The organism is Nocardia camponoti, from assembly GCF_014646135.1.
In the GTDB taxonomy this organism is placed as follows: Bacteria; Actinomycetota; Actinomycetes; order Mycobacteriales; family Mycobacteriaceae; genus Nocardia; species Nocardia camponoti.
This window is the reverse complement of the sequence record NZ_BMMW01000003.1, coordinates 361,198-374,403: the sequence shown is the minus strand read 5'-3', so window position 1 is coordinate 374,403 and position 13,206 is coordinate 361,198. Positions and strand designations below refer to the sequence as shown.

14 protein-coding genes and 1 tRNA gene are annotated in these 13,206 nt (G+C 64.0%); 8 read left to right on the top strand and 7 right to left on the bottom strand.

The window, feature by feature from the left end:
- Window positions 1–77 precede the first annotated feature (77 nt).
- Window positions 78–245: a DUF4236 domain-containing protein gene (locus tag IEX78_RS16545; protein WP_188829891.1), complete on the top strand. Its 168-nt coding sequence runs from the start codon at window positions 78–80 to the stop codon at window positions 243–245.
- A 176-nt stretch (window positions 246–421) separates the two neighbouring features.
- Here the strand turns inward: IEX78_RS16545 and IEX78_RS16540 are convergent, their stop codons facing one another.
- A complete protein-coding gene (locus tag IEX78_RS16540; protein ID WP_188829890.1) occupies window positions 422–847 on the bottom strand; it encodes an Hsp20/alpha crystallin family protein in 426 nt (141 codons plus the stop codon).
- Window positions 848–997: 150 nt separating this feature from the next.
- Between IEX78_RS16540 and IEX78_RS16535 the strand changes: the two genes are divergently transcribed.
- From IEX78_RS16535 to IEX78_RS16520, 4 genes are all read left to right on the top strand, one after another.
- Complete coding sequence (locus tag IEX78_RS16535) at window positions 998–1,306, top strand: MerR family transcriptional regulator (RefSeq protein ID WP_188829889.1); 309 nt, start codon at window positions 998–1,000, stop codon at window positions 1,304–1,306.
- A gap of 147 nt (window positions 1,307–1,453) precedes the next feature.
- Window positions 1,454–2,905, top strand: coding sequence for a serine/threonine-protein kinase (locus tag IEX78_RS16530; RefSeq protein ID WP_188829888.1), 1,452 nt, complete (start codon window positions 1,454–1,456; stop codon window positions 2,903–2,905).
- Window positions 2,906–2,993: 88 nt separating this feature from the next.
- Window positions 2,994–3,560: a Uma2 family endonuclease gene (locus IEX78_RS16525; RefSeq protein ID WP_188829887.1), complete on the top strand. Its 567-nt coding sequence runs from the start codon at window positions 2,994–2,996 to the stop codon at window positions 3,558–3,560.
- Window positions 3,561–3,819: 259 nt separating this feature from the next.
- Window positions 3,820–5,001, top strand: coding sequence for an MFS transporter (locus IEX78_RS16520; protein ID WP_268240905.1), 1,182 nt, complete (start codon window positions 3,820–3,822; stop codon window positions 4,999–5,001).
- Window positions 5,002–5,086: 85 nt separating this feature from the next.
- Here IEX78_RS16520 and IEX78_RS16515 read toward each other — a convergent pair whose 3' ends face one another.
- Window positions 5,087–5,779, bottom strand: coding sequence for a GNAT family N-acetyltransferase (locus IEX78_RS16515; RefSeq protein ID WP_229684048.1), 693 nt, complete (start codon window positions 5,777–5,779; stop codon window positions 5,087–5,089).
- Between the two features lie 562 nt (window positions 5,780–6,341).
- Here IEX78_RS16515 and IEX78_RS16510 point away from each other — a divergent pair.
- The gene (locus IEX78_RS16510) at window positions 6,342–7,397 is read left to right on the top strand and encodes a saccharopine dehydrogenase NADP-binding domain-containing protein (RefSeq protein ID WP_188829885.1); all 1,056 of its coding nucleotides are present in this window, start codon (window positions 6,342–6,344) and stop codon (window positions 7,395–7,397) included.
- A 4-nt stretch (window positions 7,398–7,401) separates the two neighbouring features.
- On the opposite strand, the gene IEX78_RS16505 is transcribed toward IEX78_RS16510, so the two are convergent.
- The gene (locus tag IEX78_RS16505; protein WP_188829884.1) at window positions 7,402–7,608 is read right to left on the bottom strand and encodes a hypothetical protein; all 207 of its coding nucleotides are present in this window, start codon (window positions 7,606–7,608) and stop codon (window positions 7,402–7,404) included.
- An 80-nt stretch (window positions 7,609–7,688) separates the two neighbouring features.
- A complete protein-coding gene (locus tag IEX78_RS16500; protein ID WP_188829883.1) occupies window positions 7,689–8,327 on the bottom strand; it encodes a flavin reductase family protein in 639 nt (212 codons plus the stop codon).
- A 72-nt stretch (window positions 8,328–8,399) separates the two neighbouring features.
- Between IEX78_RS16500 and IEX78_RS16495 the strand changes: the two genes are divergently transcribed.
- Window positions 8,400–8,780 carry a hypothetical protein gene (locus IEX78_RS16495; RefSeq protein WP_188829882.1) on the top strand — a complete coding sequence of 127 codons (381 nt, stop codon included), beginning with the start codon at window positions 8,400–8,402 and terminating at the stop codon, window positions 8,778–8,780.
- Between the two features lie 546 nt (window positions 8,781–9,326).
- Here the strand turns inward: IEX78_RS16495 and IEX78_RS16490 are convergent.
- The 3 genes from IEX78_RS16490 to IEX78_RS16480 form a co-directional block, all read right to left on the bottom strand.
- A tRNA-Arg gene (locus IEX78_RS16490) sits at window positions 9,327–9,399 on the bottom strand.
- Window positions 9,400–9,455: 56 nt separating this feature from the next.
- A complete protein-coding gene (locus IEX78_RS16485; protein ID WP_188829881.1) occupies window positions 9,456–10,211 on the bottom strand; it encodes a DUF1542 domain-containing protein in 756 nt (251 codons plus the stop codon).
- 83 nt (window positions 10,212–10,294) lie between these two features.
- The gene (locus tag IEX78_RS16480) at window positions 10,295–11,434 is read right to left on the bottom strand and encodes an acyl-CoA dehydrogenase family protein (protein ID WP_188829880.1); all 1,140 of its coding nucleotides are present in this window, start codon (window positions 11,432–11,434) and stop codon (window positions 10,295–10,297) included.
- Window positions 11,435–11,556: 122 nt separating this feature from the next.
- Here IEX78_RS16480 and IEX78_RS16475 point away from each other — a divergent pair, with 122 nt between their 5' ends.
- Window positions 11,557–13,194, top strand: a complete 1,638-nt coding sequence (locus tag IEX78_RS16475) for a long-chain fatty acid--CoA ligase (protein ID WP_188829879.1) — start codon at window positions 11,557–11,559, stop codon at window positions 13,192–13,194.
- Window positions 13,195–13,206 lie beyond the last annotated feature (12 nt).

Sequence of the window (13,206 nt, the reverse complement as noted above, 5' to 3'; positions counted from 1 at the left end):
CGCAGGTCAGGACTCGATTTCCGCCTCGCGCACAGCATGATTCGCCGCTATGCTTGGCGACGACAAGGGGAGGCACGATGCCAATCAAATTCCGTCAGCGCAAGTCGATCGGCCCGATCAAGCTGAACTTCACCCAGGCGGGGCTCACGTCGTGGGGTGTGAAAATCGGCCCGTGGTCGTGGAATTCGCGCACGCGCAAGAACGCGGTCGACCTGCCTGGCCCGTTCAGCTGGCGTCAGGGGTAACAGCCCACGGGCCGAGGGGTAGGGGTGGCCGGGTCCACGGGGGACCACGGCCACCGGACCGAAGGGAATCGGATCGAGCTCACTGGAAGAGTTCGTCATGGATCGGTCGATACCATCACCTCGCTCTCGATACTGATCGGTCGAAGCTGGTTATCGCCCGCCGCTCAAAGGCGGGCTCAGGCGTTGATCACTGCCGGTTCGCGGTCGCTTTCGCGAATGATCTCGATCTTGCGCGGTTTGGCCTTCTCAGCGACCGGGATCGAAAGGCGCAGTACGCCATTGCGGTAGTCGGCGCGGATTTGGTCGGTGTCGAGGCTCTCGCCGAGGAAAAGCTGCCGACTGAAGACGCCGCGCGGACGTTCCGCGGCGATCATCGAGCGGTTCGCGTCGAGGCTGGGCCGGGAGGCGCGCACGGTCACCACATTGCGTTCGACGTCAAGGTCTAGGGAGTCCGGGTCGATGCCCGGAAGGTCGAATTCCACGACGAACTCGTCGCCATCGCGCCAAGCGTCCATCGGCATTGCCGCTGGTTGTGCCGCTGTGCCGAACGCCTGCTGGGTCCACCGGTCCAGATCACGGAACGGATCGGTGCGCATCAACATGGTCGCCACCTCCAACTCACTCCATTTCTCGGTAGTTTCGTTGTCAGATAACCTATGCCATCTGACATAGATATTATTTAGCACTCGACTTAGGTGAGTGCAAGACCCAACACCAAGTAATCTGGTTGCGAGTCAAAGGAGAAAGCACGGATGGTGTCCCCGAACGACGGCATGCCGTCACCCGCGCGGGCGGTCTATGCGATCTCGGTGGCCGCCGAACTGGCAGGCATCGGGGTCCAGACCCTGCGCCTGTACGAGCAGCATGGGCTGCTCACTCCCGAACGCAGCGCGGGCGGCACTCGTCGATACAGCGGCGACGACCTCACTCGCCTGCACCGCATCACGGCTCTGACTGGCGAAGGCGTCAACCTAAACGCGGTCGCGCGCATTCTCGAACTTGAGGACACCGTTGCGCGGCTGCGCGCGGAGCGTGATCGGCTGCGCGGCAAATCGGAATAGCTAGGTTGGCGTCGCGTTCCGGTGCGCTCTGCTAGGGCCCGGTGATCGAAACAGGCTGCCGCCCACGCGCTTTTGTGAAATGCCCTCTTCGTGCATCATGTAGCTGATCGCACCGGTTCGGAGCCGGGGAGAGGGACGGGTTTCGCCATGCTGTTGCTCGGTCCTGCCGACCCCGCCCGCATCGGCGATTATCGCTTGCTGCGCGTGCTCGGGTCCGGCGGGATGGGGAAGGTCTATCTCGGGCGGACATCCGGTGGGCGCGCGGTTGCGGTCAAGGTGATTCGGCCCGACCTCAGCACCGACGACGAGTTCGGCAGGCGTTTTCGACGCGAAGTCGACGCAGCGAGGCGGGTGCGCAGCCCGTTCACCGCGCCGGTGCTCGCGGCCGACCCCGACGGCAATCCGCCTTGGCTCGCAACCGGATTCGTCGCCGGGGTGCCGTTGAACGAGGCGGTCGACCGGTTCGGCACGCTCAGTGAGCACGCCGTGCTGGCGCTTGGTTGTGGCTTGGCCGAAGCGCTGATGGCAATACATGGCGCCGGGATCGTGCATCGAGATATGAAGCCCGCCAACGTGATTCTCGGCGTTGACGGTCCTCGGGTAATCGACTTCGGCATCGCCCGCACGCTGGACGACACCGCCCTCACCAGGACCGGAAGTGTGCTTGGCACACCGGCTTTCATGGCGCCGGAACAGGTGACCTCGACGTCGATCGGGCCCGCCGCCGACGTTTTCGCGCTTGCTGGTCTGCTGGTTTTCGCGGTGACCGGTCGCGCGCCATTCGGCGGCGGGGACCTCACACGCGTCCTGTACGCGGTCGTGCACGGCGAGCCTAATCTGGACGGGGTGCCGCAGCGACTTCGACCGCTGCTGCTTGCTTGCCTATCGAAGGATCCCGGTGCGCGGCCTGGACCACAGGATGTGTTGCGGGAGTTGCGAACTGAGCCAACGCTGGGCAGCGGGTTGCCGACGGTGATGCTTGAGGAGATCAATCGCCGAGCGAGTGCGTTGCTTGATCTGGACCCCGATGTGGTCGAGGTGCCGCACAACGATTTCCGGCGCACGGCACAGACTTTCGCGCGACTTGACCAGCCAGCGTCGGTCCCGCATTGGCCTTCGACGCACCCGAGTAAGGCGCCTTCGCGGCGTCGGATCGCCTGGGCTCTTGGCGTGTTGTCCGTTGCGCTGACCGTGCTGGTCGCGTGGGTGACGGCCACGCTGGTCGACGGCGATTCTCCCGGCGCCAAACCGCCGACGTCGGCGGTCCCGCAGGGCTTAGTAGGAAAATGGACCGGCACCGCACGCGACGCCCTTGTCACCTTTGACATCGAGGTCATCATCCGAGCGGGCGCAGTGGGCGACGATGTCGCGACCGCAGTCAACACCGGCCAACTCAGCGCGGCTCGGTGCGAGCGGACCGAGCGGTTAACCGCAGTGCGTGACACCGAAATCACCCTCACCGCAAGGCTTTCCGGTGGGGTAAGCGGTTGCTTGGACAACGGCGCGGTTTCGACGATCTCGTTGAACCCCGACAACACCGTCGCGTACGCGACGACGGGGGTAATCGGGAAGATTAGTGGGATTTTGAGCCGAAGTTAACGGAGTGGGTTACGGCTTTGGTCCACTACCCGCAGGTCTTGGATAGAATTCGCAACGAGTCCCGTCCGACACCCAGTAGGAGGCCAACGTGGGCGCTGAGCCGGTGGCACCTGCCTGGATGCATCAGCAGGTCACGCCTGCCGAATACGACTCGTGGTCTGCCGAGCAGTGCGAAGGTATCGAGATCGTGGACGGGATGGTCGTCGTGAGCCCCAGCGCGTCTAAGCGGCACAACCGCCTCGCGAGAATCATCGCGAACGCGCTCGACGCTGCCGCTGGGTCCGAGTGGAACGCCGACACTGACTTCGACGTACGTCTGCAAGACGTGCCATTCACCAACCGTCGCCCGGATGTGGTTGTCTACCGCGCTGACACGATCGACATCAGCCCTACGCGCCCCGAGCACGTGCTGCTCGTTGTCGAGGTGGTGTCGCCGGGTTCGGAAACTACCGACCGCATCGTGAAGACCGAGCAGTATGCGAAGGCTGGGATCGCGTTCTATTGGCGCGTCGAGCAGTCCGCGACTGGTGTTCCGTTGGTCTACACCTACATCCTCGACTCCGCGACGGGAAGCTATCGCGTGGACGAGGTCTTTACCCGGACGGTGAGCGCAGTCGCCCCGTTCGACGTCGTTATCGACCTGGGTGCGGTCTAGTAACAGCCGTAGTTGCGGTACAGCGGCTCGAGGTCAGAGCCTGACTGTCTGCGAACTCTCGCGTAGTTACACGAACGCGGCTAAGCTGCGGGCTACGTCAGTGGTCACCATTGCAGGGTGCGGCTCGTGTGTCCTTACCGGGACCGAACACGTCAAGCCATCTGCCGATTTCTTCCTTCACGCCGCCAAGCGGTGTCAGCCGCAAGTTCTTTCTTCGGCACATTCCCCCTAAAAGCGCGATCTCACGCTATTCCGCCACGTGATAGGGAATGTTTCGTTGAAATTAGTTGGAACGATTATTGCGACCTGCACCGTCAATCTGTTGATTTCACTTGATGTGACAATGGTGAACGTTGCACTCACCTCAATTCAGCGCGAACTGCGCGTGCCCGTCGGACAGTTGAGTTGGGTTGTTCAGGTGTACTCGATCGCGTTCGCGGTGCTGCTATTGGCAGGCGGCGCGGTCTCGGATCGGCTGGGGTCCGCGCCTGCGTTTCTGGTTGGCAGTGTGGTGTTCGGAGTGGGATCGGTGATGGGTGCGACGGCACCAAGTCTCGCGCTGTTGCTGCTATCTCGCCTGGTGCAGGGTGTTGGAGCTGCGATCTGTGTACCGTCGGCTCTCGCGGTCTTGCGTGAGCGAATGCCGTCGGAGCAGCTCGCACGCGCTATTGCGATGTGGGTGTTTTCCGCTTCGATCGCGATCTCGCTGGGACCGCTTCTTGGCGGACTGCTCGTTGAATTCGTATCGTGGCGAGGAATTTTCGTAATTAATGTCCCGCTGGTTATTGGGGCGCTGGTGCTGCTTCGACCATATTCCCGGATTAAGTCTCTAGATCATCAGCTCGCTGGAGTTTCGCCAATTCGCGCGCTCGCGATGTGGTCAGTCTTCCGCTATTCCGCCGCGATCGGCGGAATCATCAGTGCGGTGAATTTTGGCATGCTTTACGCGCTGGGGATTTACTACGGGCGCGAAAACTCGGCAGTGGTTGTGGGCGCGCTATTTCTTCCGATGATGATCTCGTGCGGCGTTTCGACAATGCTTGTCGGACGAATTCGAGCCCGGATCGCCGACAGCGCCGTCGTAACCCTGGGCCTCGCCGCGCAACTGCTGGGCTCCGTTTTGATCGCGATAAGTTGGCGCAGCGATGGGGCAGTGTCAGCGAGCGCCGTGTTGCTGGGTTTCGGTGTGGGACTTGCGATTCCGACTATCACCGCGAATTTATTGAGCGCAGCGGACGGTGCCGTCGTCGGTCTCACCAGCGGCGCGTTCACCGCCCTGCGCCAACTGGGCGGGGTACTCGGTGTGGCGATCACTGCGGCGATGGTGGACGGCGCTCATGGGCGTGTCGATCTCGGCGCGACCGGTATGACGTGCGCAACGGCCCTAGCCATTGGCATTTTCGTGCACTTTCGCGCGCAGAGCCGCGAAAGGCGGGGTTGAGGCGAGGTATGTGCACGAAAATGCCACCGGCGCTTTCGTGTCGCGCGCATCCGGGCGTGTCTTCGTCGGGTGACGGTGCGCGTCGCTAGCGGTCGATTCGGCTAATGAGCCGCTGTCGAACGTCCGGCCAATCCTCGGCGATGATCGAGAACATGACGCTGTCGCGGACTGTCCCGTCGCTGCGCCGGAAGTGTCGCCGCAAAGTTCCCTCGTAAGTCGCACCTAGACGGGCAATCGCCTGTTGGGAACGTTGGTTGCGGACATCGGTCTTGAGCTGCACTCGCCCCACGTGAAGCGTGTCGAACGCGTGCTCAAGCAGCAGCAGCTTGGTTTCGGGGTTGACGGCTGTCGCCCAGACCGCTGGTGTGTAGAGCGTGAACCCGATTTCCAAAGCCGCATCGTGTGGTCGGGCGTCGAGGTAGGACGTGACGCCCACGATCGCCCCAGCGGGAAGATCACCGATCGCCTTTGTCGTTCGCACGACCCAAACCTGCCAATCGGCGAGCGAATCCCGTTGGCGAAGAACATCTTCCAGTCCGTGCGCATTATTTGGGCGTCCGGGAACGTGAGCCCACACACTGTCGTGATCGAGCGCGTCGAACAATTCCGATGCATCCGCGGCTGGATCAGCAGGCGTCAACCGCACATGTTGGCCGGTGAGTACCGCGTGCTTCGGCACCGGCCAGGTCATGGCCGGCCATGCGTTGTCGTGTGGGCGCGGATCGTGAAGTGCTTGAAAGCGCGGCAACTCTGCGGTTCGTTCGAGTTCGGTCGTCATGTGGTGTTTGCCCCCTCTGGAATCGCCACAAGCCTAAACGGCTGAGGGCGCTCCGATGGGTGCCGGGTAGTCCACAAGGCGCTGATCGGGATGCCGGACATGTCGTCTCCGAAAAGGAGTTGTTGGTCGTCGCAGAAGGGTGCGGAAGCCGAGCGCGTTGATGGCCCAGCCGGAGGTCTTCGCGCCCTCTTTCCCAGGTCAGCGTCCTTTTGGGGCAAGAGATCGGAGGCTTGCTGCGTGTCATGATCCCGCTCCAAGTTGTCAATCTGCCGGAGGTTCCGTGGATCTGCCGAAGATCGCGGCGTCAATCTGCCGACTACGCCCTGTAGATGTCGAGGCGAGTAGGCACATAGTTGGGTAGGAGCCAACTATTTGCATACTGCGGAAGGCGACGGTTGCCCGACCTCTGGCGGATACGCCGCGAACAGGAGCGTTTCCGGCAGTGTCGGGTCTTCGCGGGGTCCGCCGATGCGGGCCGGGTCGGTCCCGGTGAGCGTTTCGGGCATCGAGTTGAGTCAGTGAGCCATTCAAACGCCGCGCAATTCCTCATAACTTCGTAGTCATGACGAACACCGTGAAGAACTCGCAGCCCACTGTCGCCGTGTACGGGTCCACCGGTCACACCGGCAGCTATGTCCTAGATGAACTGCAGCGCCGCGCCATCACGCCAATTCTGGTGGGACGCAACGAAATCCGTATGCAAGCAGCCGCCGAAGCCGCGGGCCTCGCTGACGCCGAGATCCGGGTCGCGGACCTGGACGACCCGGCGGCCTTGACCGCCGCGTTCGCCGACGTCGACGTGGTCATCAGCACGCTGCCCGCCTACGTCAGGTTCGGGGAACCGGTGTTGGCGGCCGCCATCGCGGCGGGCGCGCACTACACCGACACCGCCGGTGAGCAACTGTTCGTGAAGAAGGCTTTCGATGAGTACGGCCCGCGCGCCGAAGCCGCAGGTGTGACAGTTCTGAGTGGTGTGACCAACAGCAATCTGCCCGGTGACCTACTCGGCTACCTGGCCGCGCGGCAGGTGGCTGGGCCCGCCGAGATCGTGATGAGCTTGATCGCGCGAGGTGAGGGCGGCGGATCGCGCGGCAGCGCGGAAACCGTGCTCGCCGGACTTGACTGGTTCCGCTCGGGCGGCTGGCACTACGAGGGCGGTGCCCTGCGCACGGGCCCGATGGATCGGCATCCGTTCATGACCTTCCCCGAAGATCCGGAGCCGACCGCGGTCGCGAAGTTCCAGCAGCCACCGGTTCTCACCATTCCCCGCCACACTGACGTGTCGTTCGTAGCGGGCGTTGTCGGCGCCGAAATGCTGTCCCAGCTGGCGGGTTTCACCCCCGAGCTGCTGGATTCGCTGCCAGAGCCGGGCGGTGACCTGCGATACGACTTCGTGCTCGATGCCATCGGCACCGACGGCACCGCCGTGCGCGCGACACTCAGTGGACCGGACGCCTACCGCGACACCGCGATCATGGCGGTGGAGGCTGCCACCCGCCTTGCGGTGGGCGACCTCAAGCCCGGTGCTCTCGCGCCTGCCGAAGCGTTCGACCCAACCGAATTCCTGAATTCGCTTGCGCCGCACTCCATCACGTGGCAAATCAACCAGGGTCGCTAGCCGGTTACGCCGACAGTTCGAGCGCGTCGGGGATGACGGCGAAGGCCTGATGCAAGCGGTTGATGAGGTCGCCGCGCCCACCGTTCGCGTCGGCGGCGACCCAGCCTCGACCGGCGATGCTCCACGCCGTAGTGGTCAGCTCGGCGAGGATGCGAGGGCGGAGATCAACGTCGCTGGTCTGGCAATCGAGCACATCGGGCCAGCTGGTCACCACGCCACCGAGGACCAAGGCGTTGCGATCGCGGCGGCCATCGCCCGCTGGTGTCCGTAAGTCCGTTGCTCCCCGATTGCTCAGGTGGCCACCGGCTCGATGTCATGCGGCATGTTCCAGCCCTCAGCAAGTCGCGACGGATGGATGTTGTGGCCGCCGCCGAAGAACTCGCAGAACTTCATGATGAGCGGGTCCCAGCCGAGCGGGGCGACGTGGCGGGTCCCCGGTATGACCAGGTCCTGCTCGACGTGAGCGCGAAGGACCTCGACTTCGAAAGCGGTGGCGGTAGGTGTGGGACTGCCGAAGGGGTGCGTGGAGACGACCTTGCACTCCAGCTGGATCGGACATTCCGCGACCCGCGGTGGCCGGACCAGCTCCGATGCCTGCTCGGACAGCTGCGCGACCGAGAACTTGTCCCGCTCGTACCGGTAGCCCTGCTTCAGCTTGCGGTCCGACACGGGCGCTTTTCCGGTGGTGAGTGCGATGCGGTCAACGGCGTCGACCATCGCCGACGAAGGCAAGTTGAGCACGCATTCCCGTTCGCGCAGCAGGTTCGCCGTGGTCTGGGCGCTGTTGCCGAGCCCGAGCATGCAGGATTGGCCCAACCACCAGGCCGATGACATCGGCGCGAGGTTCGCGGTTCCGTCCTCGTTGCGTGTGCTGATCAGCACCACTGGCGTCCCGAAATACAGCACCTCAAGACCGGGAACCACGTGCATCCGTTCGCCTTTCGCAGGATGAGATTAGGGACTCGCCATGCGGTGCGCGAGTTGTTCCCAACTGTCGTGGAGGTGAGCGAAAGTCGCTGGCGGCAATACGACATCGCGTTCCGCGCACCTGCGGAGTCAGCAGGATTCGAACCCGCGACCTACTCTTTTGAGGCGATCGGGGTCGGCCTCGGTTCTTGGCAGGAGGCAGCGCGCTTTCTTCGAGAGGCCACCCGTCCGTCGACGATGACGACGAAGCAGTGGCCGGTTCCCGAACGCCAGGCGGCCCGCAGACTCCACCGCCTCGCGGCCGCCGGACTCGGCCAGCACTACATCGCGCTAACCGGCCGGGGCTTTGCGCGGTCCGCCGATGTGGGCCTGTTGGGTAACCGGCCAGTGAGCGTTTCGCGCATCAGCGCGATCGACGACAGTGCGGCAGCGTTGTGCCGGAGGTACGGCGCTTGATTCGAGCGCGCGCGGCGGTTTTGCTCGCTGGCCCCGGCCGGGTCGGGAATTAAGCGTTCGGCCGACTGCCGTTGCAACTGCACGGTTGCGTCAGTGATGGCATTTTCGTGCAAGTTCAGGGCCGGAAGCCACAAATTGGAGCATCCGAGCGCGAACGTGCACGTTTATGCCATGTTTGCCGCAACCAGGTGGTTGCGAAGGCCCACCGCCGATGCGCGGTCGTCAATCGAAGCGAATCGTCGCGATCATCTTGTGCGCTAACTCCTCAGGATCGGTCAGCAGCAGGCTTGTTCGTCCTCCTGCTTGCCCTTTCCCCGGCGAATGTCCATGTGGCACAGTCTGATTCAGGGATCAAGACAATGCCGCTCCCCGCGAGGGCCGCACTCCAGGTCCTGTTCTTGGCGGCCTACCCTTTAGGCAATCAGGGTCAGCCTCGGTCCTCGGCGCCCAGCGCTGGTGCGGAAGAAAGTGTGCCCTCGGCAGGATTCGAACCTGAGGCCTGCCCTTTAGGTAATCGGGGTCGAGCCTCGGTCCTCGGCGAAAGTGTGCCCTCGGCAGGATTCGAACCTGCGACCTACCCTTTAGGAGAGGGTTGCTCTATCCCCTGAGCTACGAAGGCGGGGGGCCAAACGGCCGGACCGAGTATAGCGTGCGACCAGCTGTGGCGGGGAAGCGTTAAAACGAGCCGAAGTCGCCGCCACCTCCGTCGAACCCGCCAGCGCCCGCGTCGTAGCCTCCGTCATAGCCCGGGTCGCCCCATGCCGTGTCGCCGCCGGTGTCCAAGCTCGCCTCCCCGCTCCCATCTTCAAACGCTTGCGCGTCGTACGGCACCCCGGGCATCCCGTTGAACAGCGTCGAGAACAGCAAGGCTGAACCAACGCCCCAAGCGCCCGCGATCAGGGCCGGTTTCCACCACGGTTCCGAATACCAACCCGCGGGGACAGGTCGACCCGCGACGCGTCCGCCGGGGAAGTAGTTCGGTGTCGAGTTCGACGGCGTCGGGGATGCGGCGATCCGGCGACCGTTGTGCTCGACAACGCGCGGTTGCTCAACCTCACCAGCGATGCGCTGCCCGTCGAGCGAAGGAATCGGGGGACCAGGGTCCATGTCCATCGCCACTCGCGCCGCCCGGATGTAATACAGCCCCTCAAGCGCGGTCTGTTTCGCCAGCAGCGCCTGGTGGACGGAGTCGGCGCGGTCGATCTGTCCGCCAGCCGCGTTGTAGCGCTCGGAGGCGTCGGCCAACGCCTGCCGCGACGCGTCGTTGGTTGGGGAGAGTTGGTACACCTGGCCGCCGAGGCGTTCGATCGTGACTCGCGCGTCGTCGCGTGCGTCGGCCAGTTCGCGGGCTTGGCGCCGGTTGGCCGACGCCCGCAAGTACAGCAGCAACCCAACCGAGACAACGAGGATAAGCAGCAACCACCACAGCATCGCGTACCTCTCTTCATGGGAGGAACGCTCAAGTTTACTGACTGGTTGCCCGGCTGGCCGCGACCCGCTGGGTCAGTACCTTATTAGTTAGCTAGGTGCCGCGCGATCACGAGTCGCTGGATTTGGTTCGTCCCTTCGAAGATCTGCATCACCTTCGCCTCGCGCATGTACCGCTCGACGGGGAAGTCCTGCGTGTAACCGAACCCGCCGAACACCTGAACGGCGTCGGTCGTCACCTTCATCGCCGCGTCGGTCGCGACGAGCTTCGCTACCGAAGCCTGGCGCGAGTACGGCAGTCCGGCGTCGCGGCGACGGGCCGCGTCGAGGTAGGTGGCGCGGGCGGTGTCGACGGCGGCGGCCATGTCGGCGAGCACGAAGCCCAACCCCTGATGGTCAATGATCTTGCGACCGAACGCTTCTCGCTCCTTCGCATACGCGACCGCCTCGTCAAGCGCGCGTTGCGCCAAACCGGTTGCGACAGCGGCAATTCCGAGACGGCCAGCATCCAGAGCGCTGAACGCGATCGAAAGACCTTGCCCCTCAACGCCAATCAGTCGATCGGCTGGCAGGAAGGCATCGTCGTAAGCGGCGGTAGTAGTAGGAACGCCACGCAGCCCCATCTTCTCCTCGGGCTTGCCGAAGGACAGCCCGTCGGTGTCAGCGGGGACAAGGAAGCAGGAGATTCCGCGCGACCCTTCGCCGGTGCGGGCGAACAGCGTGTAAAAGTCGGCCTGACCGCCGTTGGTGATCCACGCTTTGGTCCCGTTCAGGCGATAGCCATCGGCTACCGGTGTCGCGCGACACTTCAACGCGGCGGCGTCGGACCCCGCGTGCGCCTCCGAAAGGCTGTACGCGCCGATCTGCGACCCCGACAACATCCCGTCAAGCCATCGCGACTTCTGCGCATCGTTGCCATAGGTAAAGAGCGGGTGGCATGAAAGCCCGTGCACACTCACCGCGACAGCGACCGCCGCCCATCGACTCGCAAGCTCCTCAAGCACCTGAAGGTAAACCTCGTACGGCTGCCCGCCGCCGCCGAATTCTTCGGGATAGGGCAGGCTGAGCAGGCCAGCAGCACCTAGCGCGGGAAAAACGCCATCCGGAAAGACGCCCGTCCTCTCGCTCGCATTGACCCGAGGTTCGAGCACCTTGTCGGCGATGTCGCGGGTCAATTCGATCAGATCGCGTGCCTCTTCGGTGGGCAGCATGCGCTCAACAGCCATGCGCCACACCATACGGTTTGGTGCGGTGACCAAAAAATGATCGGCACTAATAGCTAAATCCCGACATTTCGGTAGCATTTCGTGTGACGCAGCTCATGTGCGCCAACTTAGAAGGAGCCTCGATGCAGAGCACCATGCAGCAGGACCAGCTTTCGCTGGCCACACTGCTCAAGTACGCCGCCACTTTCCAGGGCGATTCGACCGTGTCCACCTGGACCGGCGATGGCGTGCGCACGATGACCTACCGCGAGCTGGGTGCCGAAGCAGGCAGGCTGGCCAACGCGCTGCGCGGCCTCGGCGTCGAAGAGGGCGACCGCGTCGGCACCTTCATGTGGAACAACAACGAGCACATGGTCGCCTACATCGCCGTGCCCGCGATGGGTTCGGTGCTGCACGCGCTCAACATTCGCCTGTTCCCTGAGCAGTTGGTTTTCGTCGCCAACCACGCTGAGGACAAGGTCGTGCTGGTCGACGGCACCCTGGTCCCGCTATTTGCGCAGTACCTGCCGAAGCTCACCACGGTGAAGCACGTGATCGTCGTCAACGGCGACGCGTCGGCGCTCACCGCGCCCGATGGTGTCACGGTGCACGACTACCGCACGCTCATCGACGGCCAGTCGCCCGACTTCGACTTCCCCGTCATCGACGAGCGGTCCGCCGCTGCCATGTGTTACACCTCGGGCACCACCGGCGACCCGAAGGGCGTCGTTTACTCGCACCGCTCGAACTGGCTGCACGCGATGCAGGTCAACTCGCCGAACGGCATGGGTTTCGACGGTTCGGACTCGGTGCTCGCGATCGTTCCGCTCTTCCACGCCAACGCGTGGGGCCTGCCGTACGCGGCGCTGATGTCGGGCGCGAACGTGATCATGCCCGACCGGTTCCTGCAGCCGCAGCCGCTGCTTGAGCTGATGGCGTCGGAGAAGCCCACCTTCGCCGCGGCCGTGCCTACCATTTGGGGTGGCGTGCTCGCCGCGCTTGCCGCTGCGCCGCAAGACATTTCGCACCTCAAGACCGCTGTTGTTGGTGGTGCCGCGGTGCCGCCGTCGATGATGCGCGCGTTCGAGGAAAAGCATGGCGTGCGCATCCTGCACGCGTGGGGCATGACTGAGACGTCGCCGCTCGGCAGCGTCGCGCACGCGCCCGCTGGGGTGGAAGGCGAAGAGGCGTGGGCCTACCGCTACACCCAGGGTCGCTTCCCGGCCAACGTCGAAGCGCGTCTGGTCGACGATGAGGGCAAGGTCGTCCCGAATGACGGCGAGTCGCTCGGCGAGTTGCAGGTTCGTGGCGGCTGGATCACCGGTTCGTACTACTCGCCTTCCGGCGCGGAAATCGACCCGGACAAGTTCGACGACGGCTGGTTGCGCACCGGCGACGTCGGCAAGATCAGCCCGAACGGCTACCTCACCCTGGTTGACCGGTCGAAGGACGTCATCAAGTCCGGTGGCGAGTGGATCTCGTCGGTCGACCTGGAGAACGCGGTGATGGGCCACCCGGCCGTCGCCGAAGCCGCCGTGATCGGTGTGCCGGACGAGAAGTGGGACGAGCGTCCGCTTGTCGCGATCGTGCTCGCCGAAGGTGCCGCCGCCGAAGCCGCCGAGTTGCGCGACTTCCTCGCCGACAAGTTCGCGAAGTGGCAGCTGCCCGAGCGCTGGACCTTCATCGCTGAGGTCCCCAAGACCAGCGTTGGCAAGTTCGACAAGAAGCGCCTGCGCGCGCAGTACGCCGAAGGCGAGTTGGACGTAACCACCCTCGGATAGTCGAAAAGGGCG

Bases quoted from the DNA above. Each gene is read 5' to 3' on its own strand.
- IEX78_RS16540 (WP_188829890.1), bottom strand. From the start codon at position 847: ATGTTGATGCGCACCGATCCGTTCCGTGATCTGGACCGGTGGACCCAG.
- IEX78_RS16515 (WP_229684048.1), bottom strand. From the start codon at position 5,779: ATGACGACCGAACTCGAACGAACCGCAGAGTTGCCGCGCTTTCAAGCA.
- IEX78_RS16530 (WP_188829888.1), top strand. From the start codon at position 1,454: ATGCTGTTGCTCGGTCCTGCCGACCCCGCCCGCATCGGCGATTATCGC.
- IEX78_RS16480 (WP_188829880.1), bottom strand. From the start codon at position 11,434: ATGGCTGTTGAGCGCATGCTGCCCACCGAAGAGGCACGCGATCTGATC.
- IEX78_RS16485 (WP_188829881.1), bottom strand. From the start codon at position 10,211: ATGCTGTGGTGGTTGCTGCTTATCCTCGTTGTCTCGGTTGGGTTGCTG.
- IEX78_RS16500 (WP_188829883.1), bottom strand. From the start codon at position 8,327: ATGCACGTGGTTCCCGGTCTTGAGGTGCTGTATTTCGGGACGCCAGTG.
- IEX78_RS16475 (WP_188829879.1), top strand. From the start codon at position 11,557: ATGCAGAGCACCATGCAGCAGGACCAGCTTTCGCTGGCCACACTGCTC.
- IEX78_RS16545 (WP_188829891.1), top strand. From the start codon at position 78: ATGCCAATCAAATTCCGTCAGCGCAAGTCGATCGGCCCGATCAAGCTG.
- IEX78_RS16510 (WP_188829885.1), top strand. From the start codon at position 6,342: ATGACGAACACCGTGAAGAACTCGCAGCCCACTGTCGCCGTGTACGGG.
- IEX78_RS16535 (WP_188829889.1), top strand. From the start codon at position 998: ATGGTGTCCCCGAACGACGGCATGCCGTCACCCGCGCGGGCGGTCTAT.